Source organism: Paenibacillus sp. J22P165 (genome assembly GCF_059692015.1).
The window spans coordinates 175,879-198,664 of the sequence record NZ_JCAUAP010000002.1; the positions used below are offsets into that span (position 1 = coordinate 175,879).

Annotated in this window: 19 protein-coding genes; 2 read left to right on the forward strand and 17 right to left on the reverse strand. The window is 45.8% G+C overall.

Features of this window, described 5'->3' with window-relative positions; all coding sequences use genetic code 11:
- Positions 1 to 2 precede the first annotated feature (2 nt).
- The 9 genes from AC58QM_RS04875 to AC58QM_RS04915 form a co-directional block, all read right to left on the reverse strand.
- Complete coding sequence (locus tag AC58QM_RS04875; protein ID WP_497281879.1) at positions 3 to 1,442, reverse strand: S41 family peptidase; 1,440 nt, start codon at positions 1,440 to 1,442, stop codon at positions 3 to 5.
- A gap of 90 nt (positions 1,443 to 1,532) precedes the next feature.
- Complete coding sequence (gene mutS / locus AC58QM_RS04880) at positions 1,533 to 4,184, reverse strand: DNA mismatch repair protein MutS (protein WP_497281881.1); 2,652 nt, start codon at positions 4,182 to 4,184, stop codon at positions 1,533 to 1,535.
- 235 nt (positions 4,185 to 4,419) lie between these two features.
- Positions 4,420 to 5,889 carry a putative amidoligase domain-containing protein gene (locus tag AC58QM_RS04885; RefSeq protein WP_497281883.1) on the reverse strand — a complete coding sequence of 490 codons (1,470 nt, stop codon included), beginning with the start codon at positions 5,887 to 5,889 and terminating at the stop codon, positions 4,420 to 4,422.
- A 136-nt stretch (positions 5,890 to 6,025) separates the two neighbouring features.
- Positions 6,026 to 6,595 (reverse strand): outer spore coat protein CotE, encoded by a 570-nt coding sequence (gene cotE / locus AC58QM_RS04890; protein ID WP_497281885.1) that lies wholly within the window; start codon positions 6,593 to 6,595, stop codon positions 6,026 to 6,028.
- A gap of 114 nt (positions 6,596 to 6,709) precedes the next feature.
- Positions 6,710 to 7,669: an aromatic acid exporter family protein gene (locus tag AC58QM_RS04895; protein ID WP_497281887.1), complete on the reverse strand. Its 960-nt coding sequence runs from the start codon at positions 7,667 to 7,669 to the stop codon at positions 6,710 to 6,712.
- Between the two features lie 78 nt (positions 7,670 to 7,747).
- Positions 7,748 to 8,590 (reverse strand): ABC transporter permease, encoded by an 843-nt coding sequence (locus AC58QM_RS04900; protein WP_497281889.1) that lies wholly within the window; start codon positions 8,588 to 8,590, stop codon positions 7,748 to 7,750.
- Positions 8,583 to 9,356: an ABC transporter ATP-binding protein gene (locus AC58QM_RS04905; protein ID WP_497281891.1), complete on the reverse strand. Its 774-nt coding sequence runs from the start codon at positions 9,354 to 9,356 to the stop codon at positions 8,583 to 8,585. Before AC58QM_RS04905 ends, AC58QM_RS04900 begins: the two co-directional genes overlap by 8 nt.
- Before the next feature lie 41 nt (positions 9,357 to 9,397).
- A complete protein-coding gene (locus tag AC58QM_RS04910; RefSeq protein WP_497281893.1) occupies positions 9,398 to 10,414 on the reverse strand; it encodes an ABC transporter substrate-binding protein in 1,017 nt (338 codons plus the stop codon).
- Positions 10,415 to 10,692: 278 nt separating this feature from the next.
- Positions 10,693 to 12,213 carry a carboxypeptidase M32 gene (locus AC58QM_RS04915; RefSeq protein ID WP_497281895.1) on the reverse strand — a complete coding sequence of 507 codons (1,521 nt, stop codon included), beginning with the start codon at positions 12,211 to 12,213 and terminating at the stop codon, positions 10,693 to 10,695.
- A 186-nt stretch (positions 12,214 to 12,399) separates the two neighbouring features.
- On the opposite strand from AC58QM_RS04915, the gene AC58QM_RS04920 reads away from it, so the two are divergent.
- Together AC58QM_RS04920 and AC58QM_RS04925 are read left to right on the forward strand one after the other, a co-directional pair.
- Positions 12,400 to 12,723 carry an iron-sulfur cluster biosynthesis family protein gene (locus tag AC58QM_RS04920; protein ID WP_497281896.1) on the forward strand — a complete coding sequence of 108 codons (324 nt, stop codon included), beginning with the start codon at positions 12,400 to 12,402 and terminating at the stop codon, positions 12,721 to 12,723.
- Positions 12,724 to 12,772: 49 nt separating this feature from the next.
- Complete coding sequence (locus AC58QM_RS04925) at positions 12,773 to 13,351, forward strand: beta-class carbonic anhydrase (RefSeq protein WP_497281898.1); 579 nt, start codon at positions 12,773 to 12,775, stop codon at positions 13,349 to 13,351.
- A 61-nt stretch (positions 13,352 to 13,412) separates the two neighbouring features.
- Here the strand turns inward: AC58QM_RS04925 and AC58QM_RS04930 are convergent, their stop codons facing one another.
- From AC58QM_RS04930 to AC58QM_RS04965, 8 genes are all read right to left on the reverse strand, one after another.
- Positions 13,413 to 15,560, reverse strand: a complete 2,148-nt coding sequence (locus AC58QM_RS04930; RefSeq protein ID WP_497281900.1) for a hypothetical protein — start codon at positions 15,558 to 15,560, stop codon at positions 13,413 to 13,415.
- A gap of 24 nt (positions 15,561 to 15,584) precedes the next feature.
- A complete protein-coding gene (locus AC58QM_RS04935) occupies positions 15,585 to 16,763 on the reverse strand; it encodes an ABC transporter permease (protein ID WP_497281902.1) in 1,179 nt (392 codons plus the stop codon).
- A complete protein-coding gene (locus tag AC58QM_RS04940) occupies positions 16,760 to 17,479 on the reverse strand; it encodes an ABC transporter ATP-binding protein (protein WP_497281904.1) in 720 nt (239 codons plus the stop codon). The genes AC58QM_RS04935 and AC58QM_RS04940 overlap by 4 nt, the downstream gene beginning before the upstream one ends.
- Before the next feature lie 27 nt (positions 17,480 to 17,506).
- Entirely contained in the window at positions 17,507 to 19,261 is a 1,755-nt protein-coding gene (locus AC58QM_RS04945; protein WP_497281906.1) for an efflux RND transporter periplasmic adaptor subunit, read from the reverse strand.
- Positions 19,262 to 19,303: 42 nt separating this feature from the next.
- On the reverse strand, positions 19,304 to 19,915 hold the full coding sequence (locus AC58QM_RS04950; RefSeq protein ID WP_497281908.1) for a hypothetical protein: 612 nt from the start codon (positions 19,913 to 19,915) through the stop codon (positions 19,304 to 19,306).
- A gap of 98 nt (positions 19,916 to 20,013) precedes the next feature.
- Positions 20,014 to 21,465 carry a sensor histidine kinase gene (locus tag AC58QM_RS04955; RefSeq protein WP_497281910.1) on the reverse strand — a complete coding sequence of 484 codons (1,452 nt, stop codon included), beginning with the start codon at positions 21,463 to 21,465 and terminating at the stop codon, positions 20,014 to 20,016.
- Positions 21,458 to 22,186, reverse strand: a complete 729-nt coding sequence (locus tag AC58QM_RS04960; RefSeq protein WP_497281912.1) for a response regulator transcription factor — start codon at positions 22,184 to 22,186, stop codon at positions 21,458 to 21,460. Before AC58QM_RS04960 ends, AC58QM_RS04955 begins: the two co-directional genes overlap by 8 nt.
- On the reverse strand, positions 22,183 to 22,716 hold the full coding sequence (locus AC58QM_RS04965) for a DUF309 domain-containing protein (protein ID WP_497281914.1): 534 nt from the start codon (positions 22,714 to 22,716) through the stop codon (positions 22,183 to 22,185). The genes AC58QM_RS04960 and AC58QM_RS04965 overlap by 4 nt, the downstream gene beginning before the upstream one ends.
- Between the last annotated feature and the right edge of the window lie 70 nt (positions 22,717 to 22,786).

Genomic DNA, 22,786 nt, shown 5'->3' on the forward strand with positions numbered 1-22,786 from the left:
ATTTAGTTCCCCTTTGTACCTTGAATTGAAACCGTGTCCCCTTGAACATTAACCTTCAGTTGTGGGAAATAATCATCAAAGAGATCGACATTGATATAGCTCGCATCATTTACAATCATCAACTTATCCGCTTCAATTGGAAATGCATGCGTTCCTTTGTTATCTGTGATCTCAACAGTTCGATCTGCATTATTCCATGAGATCTTAGCTCCGATTAGAGCGGCAAGTCCTCTTGCTGAAGCATAAAACTTACCTTTCTCTTGGAAGCTACCAAAGCCAAAACCGACATCAACGCCGTTATAAGTAGCACCATGTTTCTTGATCATAACTTGAATATTCGCTATCCCAGATTCATGAAGGGCTGTGATAAATTGTGCAGATACGCCATCAACCTTGAGGTCTGGTGTAATGCCTTCTTTGTTCACTTTCCGCATTTTGGGTGTTAGGTATTCTTCTACAGTCACCTTCAAAACACTATGATCCGGAAACTCAAATAGTTGCTGCACGCTTCCTTTCCCATAGGTTTGCATACCGATTACTTTCGCAACTCCATAATCCTGAAGAGCGCCTGAGAGCACTTCAGAAGCACTGGCACTATTTTCATTAGCTAAAATATAAACAGGAATCCCCAGCGGATTACCCCCGGTAATGTTAACAGGATCATCGACACCATCCCGATCTTTCGTATGAATGAGGACGCCGTCTTTTACAAAATGCTTCGCAATATTCCTCGCTGTTTCCAGATAACCACCGGGATTGTCACGCACATCTAGGATTAACGATTTCAATCCTTTTTCCTGGAGCGTACTTAGTTGTTTGTCAAATTCCTCGTCAGCTTCATCCGAAAAGTCCGTGATTTGAATATACCCAACACCATTGGTAAAGCTGCTGCTATAGACTTCAGGGGAATTCACAGCTTGGCGTGTAATCTCGAACGTTAATTCTTGATCTCCGCGCAAAACGGTAACCTTCACTTTGGTCCCTGCGACACCGATGATTTTGTTCCGAACTTCGTCAATTGACGTAGTAGAGGCGGGAACGCCATCTACTGCACGGATATAATCATCCTTCTGTAGGCCAGCAAGCTCTGCTGGCGAGCCTGGGATTGGTTTTGACACATAAACGCCTTTATCGTCGAGCCCAATCACACAGCCTATGCCTTCAAAACTGTTCTCAAGGGTATTTGAAAATTGACCATAATCCTGCGGTGTGAATAGCACCGTATAGGGATCCTTCAAACTCTCGAGCATTTGCTCAATGTTCTTATTCTCAAGCGCCTCTAAGGAGACGCCGCTCACATGGTTTTCAACCAGTGTTTTTCGTACGAGAACAGTATTCAAATCCTCTTGTGCCATGGCACTCACAGGCATAACGACGGCTAGAGCCGATGCTAATGCTAACGTTGCTTTCAAAGCTTTTTTGCTAAGTGGTGATACTTTCATATGGATATCTCCGTTCAATTGTGATCTGAAGATGAATGTTGAATAACTGCTGATAATAAAAATAGTAAGATTAGTATCCCAGTCTTGATTTTACTGTAGCTTTTGTTTCCACTCATACACCAAATTGAGCGCCTGCAGCGGCGTCATATTGATAAGATCAATCCCCTTCAACTGGTCAAGCACCAGTTGAGACTTGCCGTCATGCTTCTTCTTGACGGCAACTTCAGCCGGGCTGTCCTCTTCGAAGAGGGACAGCTGACGGATCGGGGCTGCCACAGGTTCAGCTGTGGCAGTCGTCATTGCAGCCACGGGTTCCCTCGTGGCTACTTGTACGTGCGGCGCTGCTGCTGCACGCTCTTCAAAGCCATTCAGCAGCGCATACGAGCGCTGAATGATCGCATCCGGCAGCCCGGCAATTTCGGCACAGTAGATGCCGTAACTTGTGCTGGCTGCCCCAGGGATAAGCTTGCGCAGGAAGGTTACCTGCCTGCCGCTTTCTTTCACAGCCATGCAGTGATTGCGCAGATGCCCAAGGCTCTCTTCCAGATGCGCGAGCTCATGGAAATGCGTCGACACGAGCGTCTTGCAGCCGATCTGATCATGAAGGAATTCGATGACGGCCTGAGCAATCGCCATGCCTTCACCTGTCGAGGTGCCGCGACCCAGCTCATCAATGATGACCAGGCTTCGACTTGTGGCCTTCTCCGTCATGACCTGGATGTCCATCATCTCGACCATGAACGTACTCTGCCCACCGATGAGATCATCGGCAGCGCCGATCCGCGTGAAGATCCGGTCTGTGACCGGAATCCGCGCGGAGTTCGCAGGCACAAAGCAGCCGATCTGCGCCATGAGGCAGATCACGGCAACTTGCCGCATATACGTGCTCTTACCGGCCATATTCGGACCGGTAATCAGCAGGATGCGGCCCTGCTCTTGCAACAGGCTCGTCCCGTTCGCAATGAACGAGCCGTCCTGGATGACAGCCTCCACCACCGGGTGTCGGCCGTCTATGATTTCAAGATCGAAGCCTTCGCCGATCTCCGGCTTGCGGAAGTGATGCGCCGCGCTGACTGTTGCCAGCGATTGATAGACATCGGCGGTGGCAATGACCTCCGCCAGCTTTTGCAGTCTGGAGATGTGCTTGGAAATCCGGTCGCGCAGCTCCGTGAACAGCTCATACTCCAGATCGATCATTTTATCTTGCGCTTCCAGAATGAGCGCTTCTTTTTCTTTGAGCTCTGGCGTCACATAACGCTCTGCGTTTGCAAGCGTCTGTTTACGCTCGTAGCGGCCTTCCTGCAAAGCGGACATGTTGGCCTTCGTGACTTCAATAAAGTAACCGAAAACTTTGTTGTAGCCGATTTTGAGCGACTTAATGCCCGTTGCTTCACGTTCTTGACGCTCCAGCTCAGCAATCCATTGCTTCCCGTTCTTACTTGCCTCACGAAGCGTATCCAAGTAAGGCTGATAGCCTTCGCGAATCATTCCCCCGTCACGAATGGATACAGGTGGCTCATCCTCGATGGCATTGGCAATCCAAGACATGACGTCATCACAGACGTCCATATTTTCAACGAGCTTCCGCAGTGTTTCGGATCCAGATGTGGCACATAACTGCTGGAGCATCGGAACTTGCTGTAAGGAGTGCTTCAGCGCAATCATATCGCGGGCATTGGCATTGCCATAAGAAATGCGGGCAACTAGACGCTCTAAATCATAGACTTCCTTCAGAGCTTGCTTCACGTCTTCACGTACAATCAATTGATTATAGAGGAGATTGACGGCTTCTAATCTTTCTTCAATACGAGCCACGTTCATCAGCGGCTTCTCGATCCAGCGGCGCAGCATCCGTGCACCCATTGCGGTTACGGTTTTGTCTAAAAGCCATAGTAATGAACCTTTTTTGGCACGTTCACGAACCGTTTCAACGAGTTCTAAGTTACGACGCGTAAATGGATCCATCGTCATGAATTGATCCGGTTCATAGATACGAATGTGCTTTACGTGTGTAAGTGCTCTTTTTTGAGTTTCTTTTAAATAGGCAAGTAGTAATGCGACACCTTGTCGACTGATACTGGATAAGTCCGCTAGCGCAGCATCTTCAGCGAAATGCTCATCAAGCAAGGCTTCATCCGCGTTCGTCCATTCCGTCAGCACCATGTTACGGCCCCAAGCTGCGCCCGATTCACGAATCGTAGTCAGCAAAGCTTGATTCGTTACAATTTCGGAAGGATTATATACATTCAACTCATCTGCCACGAGTTCCCATGAAGGAGGCAGCTGCGTCGTATAAAGCTCACCTGTTGAAATATCACACGCTGTAAACGCGTAACCATCCGCTTGGTTTACCAAAGAAACGATGTAATTGTTGACAGATTCGCCTAACAACTTACTGTCCATTACGGTACCTGGCGTAACGATCCGAACAATTTCGCGCCGCACAACACCTTTGGCTTCTGCAGGATCCTCGACCTGTTCACAGATGGCGACTTTGAAACCTTTTTCAATTAAGCGGGACATGTAGTTGTCTGCCGCATGATGTGGAACGCCGCACATCGGAATTTTCTCTTCACCGCCACCTTCACGGCCTGTTAACGTAATTTCAAGTTCACGGGATGCATTAATCGCATCCTCAAAAAACATCTCATAAAAATCGCCCAGACGAAAAAATAAAAAAGCATCTGGCACCTGTGCCTTCACGGCTAAGTATTGCTGAATCATCGGCGTATATGTAGCCAACTCGTGTTCCTCCAACCTATTGCAAAATAAATAGTGAACTCTTTGAAACTATCAATCTTATTTTCAACGATACACAACCTCATAGAAATCATTCTGCTTGCCGCAGGTAAATCGCCCCCGGGCAAGCAGAACAATGGAATTCGTGTACAGCCTTCACATGCCACACATTTTTAGAAAAACCAACGGCTAACTATCTACTAATCATCTCTAACTCTAGGATGCAATAGATAATCTATTATAACATGATTTCTTCGTCAAAAGCTTCTTTACGCACACCGGGTGCAATTTTCCAAGCGATCCGAATGTCTGCCATTTCGCGCCAAGGCAGCATGGAGGTGATCTGTAATCGAAGCCCTTCCAACGCCCCTGCATAGAGCTCATACCCCTTGAGTTGCTCCAAATCCTTCCAAAGCTTGGCAACCTCACCCTGAATCCTGATCTTATCACCCTTGTAATAGGCCGCTTGGATATCGAGTTCTTGCAGCGGCTTCCGCGGCAATCGCCAGTAATTATTAACAATCAATGCGGCAAGTGCGAACACACCTCGTGTAATGGTGGGAGTCTGTAGCCAGCTTGGCAGAGTTCGGTATTCGAACCCGCCATGTGACTTCTTGCGGAAGTCACCTAAATAGCCATACCTTGGACGCCGACCGCGGGTTGATTCGTCTTCAATTAAGATCAGCGGCAGTGCGAGATAATTGTCCAGCACTCGCAGCAGATGTACATTCATCCAGCAGCGGCTAAAATGGATGTGGCCGCCAAGCGGGTAGCCTCGTACGGGCATGCCGCCCGAGCACCATGCTAAGCTCTGGTCTGTAATCTTCCGTGCAGCAATCCCCATGGTCACTCGCACATTCTTTACAAGCTGCAGCGGATCAACGCTGGGCTGCGGGCGCAGCTCTGCTAGCGGCAGAATCACGCGATGGCCGCTCAATACGATGGCATCGCTGCCCACAGTGCCTTCCCGGGTTAAGAAACGGTCGGCGAAGACGACCTTACCCTGCGGATTCACCAGCAGGAACTCGGGATCGCAGCCGAGCATCACTCGCTCTTTCCGCTCCAGCTCTTTCGTGAGTGAATCATCATAATGATCAATCGCTTGTGCAAAGAGCTGTGCCAATCTCCCGTTCAGCTTTGGAACGGGATCTACATCTAGCACGAGCGTATGCCCGCTAGGCGTGATACCGATGGTGACAAGGCCATAGTCTAAGCCAAGTGCGTAAATGGCTTTAACGGATTCCCGGCTCGCTCTGCGAGCGTGGAAGTTGATTTGAGCTGTTCCAACTTCTATGTAAGCTGCGTTCACACTATATTGTCTCTGATGTTGCAAGGATTTCTCCGCAAGCAGAACGGTCTCCTTTTTTTCATAGATGAGAAGCGTTTGTAAGTGAAAAACAGCCACTTTATATTTAAGTATAAATGGCTTCGCTTCCTTTTTCCCCTGAGCTGAGGCAGCATGGGATGCCATTGTCTTCATCCCGTGAAGCTGAAGTATCTCCTCCCGCTTCCTTCGATTCTGAGCGCGCATGATCGCTTTAATGGGCTGCAGAGCAGCCTGGTGGGGATATTCATCATGTGCAGCGCCCCAATGCAATATGATCTGTCCTTGCCAGTTCTCAGGAAGCCTGGACCCACTAGGAATCCGAATTCGTTCAGCAAGCTCAAGTGCATCTTTCTCCTGAGCGTGCAGGAAGAAGGTTTCCACACTAACACCCCCTCATTTCAAGCTTTGCTGCTTGTATCTAAACGCATCCTGCCCAAATGTGTGTATACAACAAAAAAGAGGGCAAATGCCCTCTGCCGAACCTCTTTAGCCCGCATATACTGGCGTATAAAGTTCCTTAATCCAGTTCATCCTCGAGCAGATCGGCGTCTAGATCCTCAAAATCCCCATCGCCACTGTCATCGAAATCCACGTGCTTATCGTCGAAATCATTGCAGCCGTTGGTGCAAACGACTACACAAACTTTGGTTTCGGCGATGAGTTCCACTTGGAATTCGCGTTCTACCCGAATGACAACGCCGCTGCCGCTGGAAGAGATACTTGCTTCTACGCAGTTCGGCTCTTGCGTTGCGACAGCGGATACTTCGGCTGTCGTCGACTTATGTTTTTTGTCCAGGTAGCTTAGTCCAACGATTTCTACATACGATACGGTTTCTTTTGCTACGTCTGTTTTGGTGTTACGATCGTAAGAATACCAGATGTTGATATCGTAAGTACCAACTACCTCTACGCCCTCTCCAGATGAATGGACAGCCTCGAATTGGTTATTAATAATCCAAGCGCCCAAAATACTGGTTGGAGAATAAGGCGGAGTCACGGTATGACTTACATGAGAAAATTTGCGACCTTTACCGCAGACAGCCTTTGTAATGATCTCTCTGCATTGCAAATCTTTATCTAATGACATCCTTTCAACCTCCTCCATACAATCATTCATTACAAGTGTATGCAGGACAGTAGTCTAGAGTGACAATTATTTTATATTATTTTTGAGATTCAAAAATACTTATATCTGTCAGAGTCAACCCGCTTCAGGGCGGTGTTTTTTTTGCTTTTTGGCAATAGCTAAGTAGTGCATTAACTCCCTGTTAAGCTGTAAAATCGCTGATCTCACTTCGAATTCTTCACGACTCTCAGGCAAGGGCATCAATTTATATCGGGCAACCAGCTCTTGTAATTCTTTCTCCGCAGCCCCTGTATAATAGTCTTCCTTGACAGTTTGGCTAATATCTTCGAAGATCGCAGCGACTAACTCTCCCTGAGGTAAAGTCTGATACACACCGGCCACTAGATCAATCATCCGATGTATTGATTCGAGCTGTTCGCCTCGCATATAGAAATACACCCGCCAATAAGGATCCCAGCCGAACAACAACGTATTGTCCATTGAACGTTTTGCCATTAAGGCGCCATTTTCGATTTCCTCACTAACTTCCAGCAGCTCTTTTCCATCCCAAATGACTTTGTTGTCCCGAAGATGCTTGGCAATGTTAATAAATATAGCAGAAAATAATTCCTCAATTTTTCGTTTATGCGCGTTCAGTGAGGTGTCTGCCTTCGGCATGTAAGCGATATTGATGAGGGTCGCTGATCCCAGTCCAATGACTAACAAAATCAGCTCGTTGAGCACGGACTGCCAGTCGGCTGACTCATATGCAAAGAGATGCAGCATCACGACCGCGCCTGTTACAGCCCCCTCGGTAATCCGTAGCCGAACTAGAACGGGAAACACGATAAGAATAAACAAACTAACGACCCAGATATGGAAGCCAAGCACGTTAAACAAAATTGAACCAATGAATAAAGCCAGAATGGATGCCGCGATACGGTGTAGGGCACTCTGAATGCCTTTCTTCTTCGTCACTTCAATACCCAGAATGGCAAGAAGTCCCGCTGCCCCTGGTGTATGAACCCCTAATATATACGCCAAGTACATCGCGATTATGACGGCAACTGCTGTTTTGAGCACACGAAAGCCCATAGCGTTTTCACCTCTTTACAGGTTATTCTATGGGCTCATTATTTCATTTTGCATGGTGTTGTGGCAAGCCTCTCTCTATTACCGATGTTTCGTTAGTTTTTTCTCTAGGTTGGCAACAAGCTGATACATCACCGTAGCGACTAAAGCAATAACGAATAAGGTGGATATCACTAGAGTGAAATTAAAGACTTGAAAGCCGTATATGATTAAGTATCCCAGCCCCTTCTGGGACACTAGAAATTCTCCGACGATGACGCCGATCCAGGCCAAGCCAACATTGACTTTCAGCGTAGAAACAATAGTGGGAAACGAAGCGGGCAGTATGGCTTTGAGAAAAACTTTACGCTGATTGCCACCGAATAATTTGACAACCTTAATGTAATTATGATCCACTTCCTTGAAGCTGCCGTATACAACAAGCGTCGTAATAATAACCGTAATCGACAGTGTTGTCGCGATAATGGAAAGTAGTCCAGGCCCGAAGCCTACAATAAATAAGGGCCCTAGCGCTACTTTCGGCATACTATTGAGCACGACAATATAGGGATCCAATACTCGCGATAGAAAAGGAGACCACCAAATTACGACCGCTAAGGCTGTTCCGAAAATAGTCCCCAAGAAAAACCCAATAATCGTTTCTTCTACAGTGACAGCTACATGAGGAAGAAGCGTTCCGTCAAGCAACTTCTCCCATAGCAGCTGAAATACTTTAGATGGATAGCTAAAAAGCAGCACATCAATCCATTTCAATCGCGATGCCATTTCCCATATGGATAAAAATAAGACTAAAATCGCGCATTGAAAGAGGCGGACCCACTTCGTTTCTTTCTTTATTGCTTTCAAAAAACGCTGATGAACATCCTGCTTTAATTTCTCATTCGATTGGTCTTTGAGGATGTGCTGCTCATCTCGATTATCCATGCTGCACACCCCCGAATTCCTGCCATATTTGTCGAAATAGTATATGAAATTCAGGCAATTCTCTCGCTTCAAAAGGTACGGCTGCCCGAACAACGTCTGGCATTTCGAAGGATCTGCGAATACGCCCTGGATTCGGAGCCAACACAATAATGCGGTCACTCATGGCAATAGCCTCTGAAATATCATGCGTGACTAGTATCGCTGTTTTCTTCTTTGCGCGCAGCGTCTCTACAACCAAATCTTCTAACTGCAGCTTCGTCTGATAGTCCAGTGCGGAAAATGGCTCATCCAATAGCAGCAATTCCGGTTCCGTTGCCAAGGTTCGGACGAGCGCAACGCGTTGCCGCATGCCCCCTGATAGCTGCGCGGGATAATAATCTTTGAAAGCAAGCAGACCCATCTCTTCCAATAAGTGAAGCGCCCCCTGCCTCTTCTCTTTCGTCAGTGAGCCTGCGATTTCCAACCCCATACAAGCATTAGCTTCAATCGTTCGCCAAGGAAATAAGTAGTCCTGCTGCAGCATGTAGCCTACTTTTGCCGAAGGCCCCTGCACACGATGACCGGCTACGGTGACCCTGCCAGAGGTCGGCGGAAGGAGTCCCGCAATGATGGATAAGAGCGTTGTTTTGCCACAACCGCTAGGACCAATCAAACTGACAAACTCGCCTTTTGCAATGTTGAACGAAATTCCTTGGAGGGCCAGCGTGGCTCGCTCTTCTGTGACGTAAACCTGCGTGACATCCCCAACCTGCACAGCTGTTTCCATGGCGCCTAACCTCCTCTTATCTCCATCTTGCGGGAATATCTTTAGTACTTCTTCACATTCGTTTTCGCTTTTTCTGCAAAGGAATTATTCACTAATTTACTCCATGCTACTTTCTCTTTCAGTTCGCCTGCTGATGCCATGACATCGAGCAAATTGTTCCACTCGGCTTCATCCACAATGCCATCTGGGGCGAAGGAGCCTTGATCTTTATAGCGTTTCACTACATTTTTGACAATCGCGACATCAATATCTTTAAAATAAGGCAAAACTGCTTCGGTGATTTCATCCACACTTTTCGCGGCAACCCATAGCTGCGCCCGTTGAATGGCATTCGTGAACTTCTGAATCGTGCTTGCATTCGACTTCAAAAAGCTTTGCTTCGCCATGAAGACGGTATACGGCAAATGTCCGCTTTCTACCCCAAAGGATGCCAACACATACCCCTTGCCTTCTTTTTCAATAATGGACGCCTGCGGTTCGAAAAGCTGTACATACTCCCCTGTGCCTGAGGCATATGCAGAAACAATGTTAGCAAAATCAATATTTTGGATCAGCTGTAAATCCTTCTGTGGATCAATGTTGTGCTTCTTCAAGGTGAATTCGCCTGCCATTTGTGGCATGCCACCTTTTCTTTGGCCAAGGAAAACTTTTCCTTTCAATGCGTTCCAATCCAACTTATCCACTTTGTTGCGCGCAACTAGGAACGTTCCGTCCGTTTGAGTAAGTTGAGCAAAGTTGATTACTGGATCATCTGACCCTTGTTGAGACACATAAATGGATGTTTCCGAGCCTACTAGAGCAACGTCAATGGCATTCGAGAGCAGCGCGGTCATTGTTTTATCTCCGCCAGGTGTAGTTGTGAGCTCAACATCAAGCCCTTCATCTTTGAAAAACCCCTGTGATAACGCGACATATTGCGGTGCATAGAACAAGGAACGCGTCACCTCACCAATGCGCACCTTCGTCGTTTCTTCCGTTTTGGTTCCACACGCCGAAGCAATTAAGCTTAGGAGCAGAACGACGGATAGTGTAAATCCCCATCTTTTCCGATTGTTCATATGACGTCCCTCCGATTCGAATTGTAATGTATCGTATGCAAGAGCCCAGACGTCGGTTAATGGTTCTTACAGAAAAGCTTGAGGAGTCCATAAAATTTGGGAAATTTGACGAAGATACGGAGGATACGTTTGTGCATGTGTACGAAGACATGCTAAGGCATGGGAGATGACTGACAAACAGCAACACGAAAAAACAGCTTCCCCAGACGGATAACCGTCAAGGGAAAGCTGTTTCTAGTACTTCCTATTGCTACTATGCGCCTAACTACTGAAATCCTCTAAATGCCGTATACTTCCGAGTACTTCTCTTCCAAATACGCAACCAGATATTCCGGATTTAACGGTTCTCCTGTGACTTGCTGAATGATTTCATTAGGCGTGAGCAGTTTACCGTGCTGGTACACTTTCTCCGTCAACCATGCTTTGATAGGTGCCAGATTGCCTTCAGCAATTAAGCTATCAAAGTTCGGCAGCTCTTTCCGGAGCGTGTTCGTGAATTGCGCCGCGTACATGTTCCCAAGCGCATACGATGGGAAATAGCCGAAAGCGCCGCCAGACCAATGAACATCCTGCAGGACACCTTCTCCGTCATTCGGTGGTGTTACCCCTAAATACTCCTCGTATTTCGCATTCCACGCCGCTGGAAGATCTGCTACGGCAATCGTACCGTTGAATAACCCTTTTTCAAGCTCATAGCGAATCATGATATGTAAGTTATACGTGAGCTCATCTGCTTCAATTCGGATGAGAGATGGCTCAATATGGTTAATGGCACGGTAGAAATCTTCGACACTAACATCATCAATTTGCCCGCTAAACGTCGTCTGAAGCTCACCATAATAGCGATCCCAGAATTGTTTGCTGCGACCAATGACATTTTCCCAGAAGCGGGACTGTGACTCGTGAATCCCCATGGAAGTACCTGTGCAGAGATTCGTTCCAACGAGGTCTGTTGAAATATTTTGCTCATACAGCGCATGTCCGCCTTCATGAATCGTCCCGAACAAGGCCGAAGTGATATCATTGGGCAAATAACGTGTCGTAATACGCACATCACCTGGGTTCAATGCTGTAGCAAAAGGATGGACAGTTTCATCCAGGCGACCTGCTTCGAAATCATATTGCATTTGTTTCAAAATTGACAGCGAGAATTGCTTTTGCTTACCGATATCAAATTGTTGATCTAAGAAGGTACGATTAGGCTGGTTGGCTGAAGCGGCGATCCTCCCTAGCAATGGAACTGCTTTTTCCCGTAGGGTGCCGAATACCTCATCTAACTTCTCAACTGTCATTCCTGGCTCATACATATCCAACAATGTGTTATATTTATGCCCTTCATAGCCCCACAACTCGATAAATTCTTGTGTAGTCGCTACGATTTTCTCCAAGTATGGTTGGAAGGAAGCCCAATCAGAAGTATGCTTAGCGCTTTCCCAAGCAGACTCTGCCTGAGACGTTAATACGACATAGGCCTGATATTTTTCAGCTGGTATTTTTTTGCTGCGGTCATATTCTTTTTTGCATTCTTGCACCATTTTACGGGAAATGGGATCTAATTGGTCCAGTTCAGCTGGCTGCATGAAGAAGTCGAGATAACTTCCCATTTCATCCGACGTAGACATCCGAAACACCTCGGTGGAGAGCTCACCGACAACTTCGGAACGCGTTTCAATCCCTTTTTTCGGAGCACCTGTCCGCATGTCCCAATAAATCAAAGAGATTGCCTCTTCGTACTGCTTCATTTTACGAACATAAGATTTGAACGATGCCAATTTCGCATTTACAACACTAACACTCATGTGCTCATCTCCTTCAAGTTTTCGATAGAAAACTAGTTTCGGAAGCATATGCTCCCAAATGTTTCAATATTTATCATACTTCCTACGAGGGAGAGAATCAAATTTCCATCTAGATGTGGTACAATATAATAATGCCTTGGAATGACTGGCTGTTTTTGGTGCAACTACACGAGGGAGATGACCGGAATGAACATCACGTTTACGGATACAGCGAAACAACGATTGTCACCATATTTAGATCAAAACAACACCTTACTGAAGCTCGTTTTTGATACGGAAGGCTGCGGTTGTTCGGTGAATGGTGTGCCTACTTTGTGGTTGGTTACGAAAGCAAATGCCGATGATATTTCCGCTGTGACAGACACTTTTCAATTGATTTATAAAGCGAAGGACGAGATCTTTTTCGAAGAGAACATGAAAATTGACTTCCACGACGCAAATAAATCTTATATACTAAAGAGTAATAATCAGATTTACAATGCGGGTATGAGCTTAGTCGATAAACGATAATGCTGCACAACATAGAAACGCAGCCAACAACTTACCTGGAGGGAACACCATGTCTTTGATTAATGAAATTTTGAGCTACAACAAAGAATTCGTAGAAACGAAACAATATCAAGAGTTTTTGACAACGAAATTTCCAGACAAAAAAATGGTAGTCGTCACTTGTATGGATACACGGCTAGTTGAATTACTGCCTAAAGCTTTGAACCTACATAATGGGGATGCCAAAATTATTAAAAATGCCGGTGCCATCGTCTCTCACCCCTTCGGCAGTCTGATGCGCAGTATTATTGTCGCTGTGTATCAACTGGAAGCTGATGAAGTTTTCGTCATTGGTCATTATGATTGTGGGATGACGGGGCTTAACTCCGAAACGGTTCTAGCTAATGCGAAGGCAAGAGGTATTTCGGACGATGTCGTCGAAACGCTGGGACATGCTGGTATTGATTTGAAACGCTGGCTGACTGGTTTCGAACATGTGCGCGATGGCATTGAGAAGAGCGTTAATATTATTCGAAATCATCCATTATTACCTAAAAATTTACCCGTTCACGGTCTGATCATCGATCCGGAAACAGGTCGTTTAGATCTCGTAGATTCGGCTTATCCACTCGCTCCAGAATTGTTATAGTAACAAAAAAGAGTAGATCCAGTTTATCTGGACCTACTCTTTTTTCATTTTACCCATTCGATTATGGCTTAATTGATCTGATCAAACGTTTGGCTTCCCCATTCGGCGTGGAAACAACTTCATAAATATTGATAAATGAGCCTGATGTATCTTGTTCCGATCTTAAATTTGGAAATTCTAGGAATTGAATACCGGACATTATTTTTTGCTGACCTGTGAAGGTCATTGTTTTGGAGCTCAGTAGACGTCCTTCCATGTCCACCACTTCAAACAAGAGCGAGGAGAAATTCGCATCCGTGATCACTTGTGCTTGACGCTGCACATCCAGATCTAACCGCATACGGTAACCATACCCGCCGTCTTTGCTATAGGTCGTACTTATCGAGTAATCGTCAAAATCGATCGTAAATGGATATACGGAGATAGGACCCGTCGCTGGTACAGGCTGCACTTCTGCCTTGTATGAGCCAAGTGCCAATCGGCTTGTATCATACAGATTTAGCGCAAGCTTATCCGCATCCTCACTATCAGGTACCATGTACGAGTAGCTCATCACATAGCTTGTATTCGGAGCGATGCTCTTCGCCACATTGGTTTGACGAACACCTGTATAGGTGTAGCCATCTTCGTTCGTTAAATCCGTTTGAATATCCGGCAACGTTAAGGTGGATGTGCCTTTATTCGTTAATTTGTATTTTCCAACTACCGTCTTGTAACCGAAATCTGAATTCACACTCAAACCCAGCTCAACCAGAGACATATCCACGTTGGAATCAATCGCATTCGAGGATGTAAATTTAAAAGATTCACCGATCTTATAATCTTGTGCAGCTGCATAGGTTGTACCTTCACTCGCAGCACCTGCACCCGCAAGTGAGGTAATAGCTACTGGCAGGGAGGATACTTGTTTCGTATTGTTATCCGTATTCCCCGTATTCCCCGTATTGCCATTGCTGCCTGTCCCTGTTTGCGGTGTTGTTGACGCAGCTGTAGCTTGTTTCTCGAGCAAAACAAGTTGTAACGCTTCAGGGCTAAGCGCCGCTGGCACCACGCCTTGGAAACGGAACGTAGTGGATTCATTTGGTGATAAATACGATGTGCGCACCGCGTTATCACTGGATGTCACGCCAACGTTGCCACGATTTGCCTGGAACTCTGCTGTTAAGTTAGGAATCGTGATAATGCCTTCACCTTCGTTGGTCAACGTCACATTCGCCTGAACGTGCAACCCATCGGATTGTTGGACAGCCGTTGCCCAAGAAGTCGCGATGACTAGGCCTTTCAAATCATCATTCGATTCTGTAATTGGATAAGCCACTTTGTCGCCAATTTTGCCAACTGAGAAAGTTTTCGCTGCATTCAACGTACCGAGTACCGTCGTTTTCACTTTGCCCTTAGGAGAGAAAAGCAAGGACAGTTTACTCGTGTCGAGAGAAGCTGGTACAGCCGCCTGTATTTTCACGGTCACTGGTTGGTCAGGAAGCAATGTGCCCACACTTGCAACGAACTGAGCGCCATAGGTCAATCCTTTACTATCATAGAAATTGAGTTCTAGACCATCTGGCAGTTTTACGCTGGAGGTACTCTCATTGGCTAATGTGAGATCTGTATAGAGCATCCACACGCCGTCTTTGTAAACTTTATAACTTTTTCCTAGTCTGGCGGTTACTATTACTTCTTCAGCTAGCGTTGTATCAATCTCTTTTAAATTAATAACTGCTTGCTGCTCCAGCGTTTGACCTGCATCAACCATCGCAGATTCGACAGAAAGCGCACCAATCTCTGATGTCGTGTTATTATTCCATCTGAAAATATCAACCTTCAAATCGGAAGGGGTCAGATTGTTCGGAATTTCAGACGTAAATTTGAACGTCCCCGTCTCTCCTGCTTTCACACGTGCTACTACCTTCTCATTAAGCTTCGCTGTATACGTAATGCCATTCGCATCTATGACTTTTACGCCATAATTATTAAAATCGACGATGGAGTCACCATGATTGTTCAAGCCTAATGAGAAACGAAGTGATCCATCTTCAGCCCCTACCGATAATGACACTTTGTCTAATGTGAAATAGACGGAATCACTTAGAAATACACCTTCCTTGCCAGCGAAAGCTGAGGTTGCCAGAGGAAGTGTTAGAAAGCTAGCAGCAGTTAGCAGTAAAGCTGAACGACTGAGCAGTCTTTTCATTTTACGTTGTTGGATCACAGGAAGTCCTCCTTGTAGTTACAATTAGTCAGAACGCAATGCGTCAATCGGACGCAGCTTGGATGCTTTGTTAGCCGGATATAAACCGAATACCACACCGACTAATACAGAGAATAAGAACGAATAAAGACCTACATTAAAGGAAAGGCTGGTCGATTGTTTCGGGCTGAAATACGGCAAAGCATAGGAGAAACCAATCCCGAGCAAGAGTCCGATTAAACCGCCCATGCCACTGATCACAACCGCTTCAACTAGAAATTGGAGCAAAATATTGCGACGTTTAGCACCAATCGATTTGCGAATCCCAATTTCACGCGTCCGCTCACTTACGGTTACGAGCATAATATTCATGATCCCGATTCCTCCGACGAGCAAGGAAATCAATGCAACCGCCACTAATTGATTCGTAAGGGTATTGGTTGCTTCTGTCCGTGCTTTCAATAGCTCGTCCTGGTTCGTTAACACAAAGCCGGTATCACTTTTGAACTTATACGTCAGGTATTGTTTCATTGTTTCCTGTGCGGTATAAATATCGTCTTTTGTTGGTGCTTCAACATAAGTTGTTCGAATCTGTCCCAGCTTAAATTGACGTCTGGCGGATTCTAGGGGTACGATGACAGAGCTGTCTACCGAAGCTCCCCCAATGTTAGAACCCTTTTCTTTCAATGTCCCGATGACGCTGAAAACAACACCATCAATGTTGATGTTTTCGCCAACTGGATCCAGTGTCCCAAAGAATTTTTTCGTCACTTCACTGCCTAAGATCGCGACGTTAGAACGAAACTCAAGATCTGTCGGAGACAAATTTCGACCTTTATCAATACTGGCTTTAATGATGTCGAAATAGCGATCATTCGTCCCCAGCACGTTATATTTTTCTTGTGTGCGATCATACTTCACATTAGAGCCGTTCTTCGACATCGTTGGAGCAATGGATTTGAATTCCGGGAAATTCTCGAAATTCATCAGATCATCATAGCTCAACTGAGTCGCACGCCCGTTCCCCGTAGCTGTTACGACCAGCAAATTCGTTCCCATGTTCTCGTATTGCTTCGCAATGGCTTCTGATGTTCCTTGCCCAATGGAAACGAGTGTTACAACTGAGCTGACACCAATAATAACGCCGAGCATGGTCAGAAATGTACGCAGTGGACTCGAGATGATCGTCCGAAGCGACATCCGAATCAGTTCACTTACCTTCATACGCTCACCTCTTGCTGCAATTGCGGCTTCTTCGTGTCATTCCGATAATCGTCCACGATGACACCGTCACGAAGGGCAACGACACGCTTCGCATTATCCGCGATATGATGATCATGCGTGATAAGAACAATGGTGTTCCCTTGAGCATTCAATTGCAAGATAAGCTCCAGTACTTCCTCTCCTGTACGAGAGTCCAAAGCACCTGTCGGCTCATCCGCTAGAATCAGCGAAGGAGAGATGGCCAGTGCACGCGCAATGGCTACCCGCTGCTGCTGACCGCCTGACAACTCACTTGGCCGGTGATGACCACGTTCGCCCATGCCAAGCATTTTCAACATCGCATTCGCACGTTCCTTACGCTCTTTCTTCGAAATGCCAGCATAGATCATCGGCAGTTCAACGTTCTCCATCGCGGTTAAACGAGGCAACAAATTAAATTGCTGAAAGATAAAGCCGATCTTCTGATTTCTCAGCTCCGCCAGCTCATTGTCACTCATACGCTCCGTTACAACACCGTCTAACGTGTAGCTGCCTGAGCTCGGTATGTCCAATAAACCGATTGTATTCATCAAGGTTGATTTGCCGGATCCGCTTGGACCGATAATGGCGACAAAATCACCCTCGGCGACAGATAAAGATATATTGCGGAGAATGGGAAGATCTTCCTCGCCGCGCCTATAGGTTTTCGTAATATCTTTTAGTTCAATGATATTCATCCCGCACCAGCTCCTTTCAGGGCAGCATTATCTGTTACCGCCGCCACCAGCATTACCGCCAACTTGGGTACGCTGTGCAGCCCCGCCTCCGGCATTACCACCACCGGCTGCGCCGCCAGCTCCACCTGCACCACCTTGTTGGAAGCCACCGCCGCCACCAAAGCCGCCTGCTCCACCAGCTCCGCCACCTTGCTGGAATTGCTGTCTTAAGCGATTAATTTCGTCTTGGCTTAAATTTTGCTGTCTTCTTACAGCAGCAGGCAATACGACTTTATCGCCTTCTTTAAGACCTTCCGTAATCTCAATTTGCGTTGTGGAACGAATACCAATTTTCACTTCATGCTCAGGTTCTGTTGTTCCATCCGCTTTCTTCACCGTAACAACTCGTTTACCGCGTTGCAGTTGAAGCGCTTCTGGCGGGATATAGAGCACATCTTTTTTATCTTGAATCAAGATTTCACCAGTTGCCGTCATCCCATACTTCAACAAATTATCTTTGTTCTCAGTCGCCAAAATGACATCGTAGAAAGTAACACCATTCGTTGTGGTACCTACCGTAGAAACTTGTGTCACCTCAGCTGGGAATGGACGTCCTGGGAACGAGTCGACCTTAATTTCAGCTTTCATGCCTACTTTAATATTAGGTAAATCTAGCTCATCCACTTGCACGGGAAGCTGCATTTTGGCAAAACTTGCAACAGTACCAAACTGCGTACCGCTTTGAACTCTTGTACCTGGTCGGAAGTTGGCCAGAATATCCACTTTTTTATTTACGAAATCTGTCGAGAATACACCATCGAAAGGAGCAAGAATTTTCAATCCGGTTACGCGATCTTGTGCCGCATCAACTTTCAGCTTCTGACGCTCTAGTGCAGCTTGAGCCGTAGTTATATCATCATCTAAGGTATCATTAAGGAAGGCTGCAAGCAGATCTCCTTGATGTACAATTACACCTGTTTTGAAAGGCAATGTGGAGATACTACCCGTCGTTCCTGCGAGAACTGTAGCAACTTGCACGTACTGAAGTGCTGCTTTCCCCTGCGAATCAACTGTACGTCCGCCAATCGTCGCAGATCCCATTGCATTCAAACCTGCATCCATGGAATTGTCATTCTTAATTTGAATATCGATATCAACAAGCTTGCCACCCTTACCATCCGATTTCGGATCTTTGGAAATGGCTGCTATTGTTCCTGTTTTGGTGATCATGAAGCCATCCACCGTTATGTCTATGGTATCGCCTTTATGTAGTTGTGCAGCATCCTCGACAAAAAATGGCAAGGTAATGGTTAATGTACTCGCATCGCCAATCGTAGCGATTTTCGTCGATTTATTAATCGTTGTGCCTACATCAATATTGGCATACGTTAATTTCCCGCTAATCGGTGCAGTAACGCCAGTTATTCCTCTTTGTTGCTGCTTCGTGTTCAAATCTTTCTCCAATTGCTCATAAGTCGTTATGTTATCCTGAAGATCGTTTTCCAAGTTGGAGCTTGTCAGCTCGATCAGAACATCTCCCGCTTTAACTGTTTGATTACGAGTCAGGTTAATCGATTTGATGAGAGCATTTTCTGTAGACGAAATCGTTTGGGTATCCTTCGGTTCAAATTGGGCAGTTCCCGAAACGGAGGAGCGAATGTTCCCTTTTTTGACATCGACCGTAACTTCTTTCGCCTCTGCTGCTTTCGATTTCTTTCCTTTCGATAGATACGCATAGGAACCGCCAGCACAAACGAGGATTGCCACAATCACGATGAACCATTTACTGCGAAAAAATTTCATTCTGATACTTCCCCCTTAGCAATTGTACGCTTGTACGCAATCTTACGACTTCGAAACCAGTAATTCGATTAATTGCTGCTCTACGCTGATCCCTAATCCACGTGAATCAGGAATGGACGTATCACTGTTGACACGCTCTGAGACACCAGCTTCAACCTGCTGTTCGGACTTCCTCCTCTTTTCGAAAGCGGTTACATATCGCTCCCTCTCCGCCGCTGTCAACGCTTCCCTATGAGCTTTCACTCGTTCTGCGATACGCTGCTTCAATTGCTTCGATTGTTCATCCAGATAAGCTTTCTGCTCTTTCGTTAACACTTGGATGACTGCTTTACGCTCGGATTCGTCAATACTTCCTTCTTCTTCACTCTTGCGAACAATGGGCAAAATGGATCGAGATTGCTCTGCTGTCAGTGCTAATAACGGTTGTCGATCCATCACGATTAACCCTTGAAATAGCATAACTAGCTGCTGCTCCGTTACATTTTGTACATCTTCTGCCGCAGGGGTCTCTTGCGAGACTTGGGCTGAAGCAGGCATAGACGGGGCCACAGTGGCAGAGGATCCAACCTGTCCGATACTCTGTCTGGTACAACCGACTAACAAGAAGGTCGTGAGGATTACACACAGCAAACTATTGCGTGTACTGCTGCTCAACCAACATACACCTCCACAAAAAAACCTATCCATCAGCAACAGGATAGGCGAAATATGTGTATGAAGTATGATAAAATTGTGACAATTTTGTGAACACTTTAAACTCTTCTAGGAAATACGATATGAAACTCTGTCCCTTCCCCAACACGGGAGCGAGCGTTTATTGTACCATGCATCCCCGTGACTAAATGCTTCACTATTGTAAGACCTAACCCCGTCCCCGAAATACCGTCTGCTTTGGACGTTCTAGCTTCATCAGCCTTATAGAATCGATCCCAAATTCGAGATAATTCGGAAGCCGTCATCCCTGCCCCTGTGTCTCGAATATACAAATGGACTTCTTTCTCATTCTCTTCTAATGCGAGTGTCACTGTACCCCCTTCTGGGGTGAACTTCAACGAATTATAGATGAGATTATGGATGATTTGGGCAAAACGATCTGGGTCTAACTGTATGTAACATCCTTTAACATGTGTATCAGGTAGAATGAGGTGCAGGGAAATGTGTTTCACTTTCATTGCAGGCTTCAAGAGTTCCATTGAATCCTCCAATAATTCGATCATATCGACGGGTCGCAGCCGAAATACATCCACGCCATTTTGAATCTGGGCAAGGTCTAGAAGATCCGCTACTAACCGTTGCAAACGCTGCACCTCTTGTTCACAAATGGTTAAATAGTGCGGGTATTTTTCCTGTGGAATAATATGATCATTCATAGCAATGATGAAACCACGTAATGTTGTTAACGGTGATCTGAGCTCATGAGAGACATTGGCGAGAAATTCTTGCCTCGTCTCCTCCCACTCCTCCAGTTTCTCCACCATGAAATTAAAGCTTTTCGCCAACTGTCCCACTTCATCCTGCGAATTGACGGGAACACGCGTCTTGAAATCTCCATGTGCTAGCTCCAAGGCGGCACGATTCATCTGTTGCAGCGGCCCTGCGAGCTTACGGGAAACAACGAACAGGATAAAACCAACTGCAATAAGCGAAAACAAGAGCGGTAATAAAATATTCAGACGAACCGCTGAAATGACTTCACGAACATCACCTGATGGGAAATGAAGAATAATAACCATCGGCTGTTCGTTTAATTGATACGGAGCGTAGAAGGCAAATAAGTTTCGTTTCCCTTCCGGCGTTTCCAGACTAATCATGCTATGCCCTGTGCGACCATGCAAACCATCAATAAACAACGCGTCCATCTGTTTGGGAATGGCTCTTCCTTCACTATCCGATGAACCGTTGCTGATATTGCCTTTCTCATCTACGAGCCAGACTTGTCCATTAATACTTCTAGCGAGAATTCGAACGGTATATTTCAATTCACGGATAGAAATCGTGCCATCCTGAACCGAATTCAATAGGCGGGTAATTTCCGTATTTCTTTTTTCCAGAAGCTCGATTTTATCCTTATAGAAGAGATCTGTAAAATAATAATTCCAAAAGACGAATAGACCAATAAAAAAAAGCACACAGGTCGCTAGAAAGGAGAGGAAAATTTTAATATATAAGCTATTGTATTTCCCCATGACCCAACGTTTAAGCATGCTGTACAACCTCAAATGAGTACCCAATTCCCCACAGCGTTTGGATATTCCACGTCTCGTGCTGACCTAGCTTCTTCCGAAGGTTTTTCACATGCGCATCCACGGTCCGAGTGCCTCCTGTAAAATCAAAGTTCCACACATACCCGAGCAAATCCTCGCGTGTAAATACACGTCCTGGGTTGCTCATTAAAAAAAATAGAAGCTCAATTTCTTTCGGCGTTAATTCGATTCGGTTGCCATCAACCGTTACACGATACTGCTCCAAATCGATCATAATATTGCCCATTTCCAACCATTTACGTGGTGAGCTTTGTGGCCCAGTCATATCTGCTGGCACTTGCAAGGTTCTGCGTAGCACAGCTTTAATACGCGCAATCAGCTCATTCGGATCAAATGGCTTCACTAAATAATCGTCGACTCCCAAATTAAAACCTCTCAGCTTATCCAAGGACTCCCCTTTTGCCGTTAGGAAAATGATCGGGGTGTGATGATATGGAGCATCCATTTTTCGAATTTGCTCACACAATTCATAGCCAGATACATCTGGGAGCATGATGTCGAGCAATACCAAGCATGGCCGCTCACTTATGATTGTTTTAAGTACATTTCCGCCGCGAAACAATTGAATCGCTTCATAATTCGAATGCTCCAAATAGAGTCTGACAACTTCAGAAATATTAGGTTCATCTTCAACGACTAGAATTTTACCCTCTGAACTCATTCCTTGCCACCTAATTCCTTTCGAATATGATGTTGTCTTGCCCTCTCTTCAATCACTTCAGTCCGATCTCTTCGCGTATGCTTATGAATGATCATTTCGTCAGACAGCCGGCTCGGCGCTTGCCAAGTCCAACCCTTGAGCTGGCATAATTCCATACATAAATCCTGTAGCTCAGGATCTGCAATAGGCAAATTCATATCGACAAATTGGTAATTGTCAGTTCCGATCGCTTGCCATGCTTGCGCAATTCTTGCTTGCAGTTCCACATCGTCCAACCCCAAGGTGCGCACATCTTCAGCTTGCAGATTTTTCGCAGCACTTTGCAGCATTTTCACAGCACCTGCGTAATTTCCTCTACGACTGTGATACATCCCTACAGCAATTTGAATAAGTCCTACGTACGTTAACCTCGCCGGATCACTGGGATGCTCCTTCCAATACTCTTCCATAACTTCATGACATTCGAAATAATCCCGCTCTCCGTGAAAATAACATAAATAATCGGTGTATGCCTCTGGATATTGCGTCATTTGAAATCCCCTCACCTTTAAGTTCATCACGGTTAAACCATTCTCTCCATATGTTACTAAAAAGTCGGGT

Bases quoted from the DNA above. Each gene is read 5' to 3' on its own strand.
- AC58QM_RS04925 (WP_497281898.1), top strand. From the start codon at position 12,773: ATGTCTTTGATTAATGAAATTTTGAGCTACAACAAAGAATTCGTAGAA.
- AC58QM_RS04895 (WP_497281887.1), bottom strand. From the start codon at position 7,669: ATGGGCTTTCGTGTGCTCAAAACAGCAGTTGCCGTCATAATCGCGATG.
- AC58QM_RS04905 (WP_497281891.1), bottom strand. From the start codon at position 9,356: ATGGAAACAGCTGTGCAGGTTGGGGATGTCACGCAGGTTTACGTCACA.
- AC58QM_RS04965 (WP_497281914.1), bottom strand. From the start codon at position 22,716: ATGACGCAATATCCAGAGGCATACACCGATTATTTATGTTATTTTCAC.
- AC58QM_RS04910 (WP_497281893.1), bottom strand. From the start codon at position 10,414: ATGAACAATCGGAAAAGATGGGGATTTACACTATCCGTCGTTCTGCTC.
- AC58QM_RS04940 (WP_497281904.1), bottom strand. From the start codon at position 17,479: ATGAATATCATTGAACTAAAAGATATTACGAAAACCTATAGGCGCGGC.
- AC58QM_RS04945 (WP_497281906.1), bottom strand. From the start codon at position 19,261: ATGAAATTTTTTCGCAGTAAATGGTTCATCGTGATTGTGGCAATCCTC.
- AC58QM_RS04955 (WP_497281910.1), bottom strand. From the start codon at position 21,465: ATGCTTAAACGTTGGGTCATGGGGAAATACAATAGCTTATATATTAAA.
- AC58QM_RS04935 (WP_497281902.1), bottom strand. From the start codon at position 16,763: ATGAAGGTAAGTGAACTGATTCGGATGTCGCTTCGGACGATCATCTCG.
- AC58QM_RS04900 (WP_497281889.1), bottom strand. From the start codon at position 8,590: ATGGATAATCGAGATGAGCAGCACATCCTCAAAGACCAATCGAATGAG.
- AC58QM_RS04875 (WP_497281879.1), bottom strand. From the start codon at position 1,442: ATGAAAGTATCACCACTTAGCAAAAAAGCTTTGAAAGCAACGTTAGCA.
- AC58QM_RS04960 (WP_497281912.1), bottom strand. From the start codon at position 22,186: ATGAGTTCAGAGGGTAAAATTCTAGTCGTTGAAGATGAACCTAATATT.
- AC58QM_RS04920 (WP_497281896.1), top strand. From the start codon at position 12,400: ATGAACATCACGTTTACGGATACAGCGAAACAACGATTGTCACCATAT.
- AC58QM_RS04915 (WP_497281895.1), bottom strand. From the start codon at position 12,213: ATGAGTGTTAGTGTTGTAAATGCGAAATTGGCATCGTTCAAATCTTAT.
- cotE (WP_497281885.1), bottom strand. From the start codon at position 6,595: ATGTCATTAGATAAAGATTTGCAATGCAGAGAGATCATTACAAAGGCT.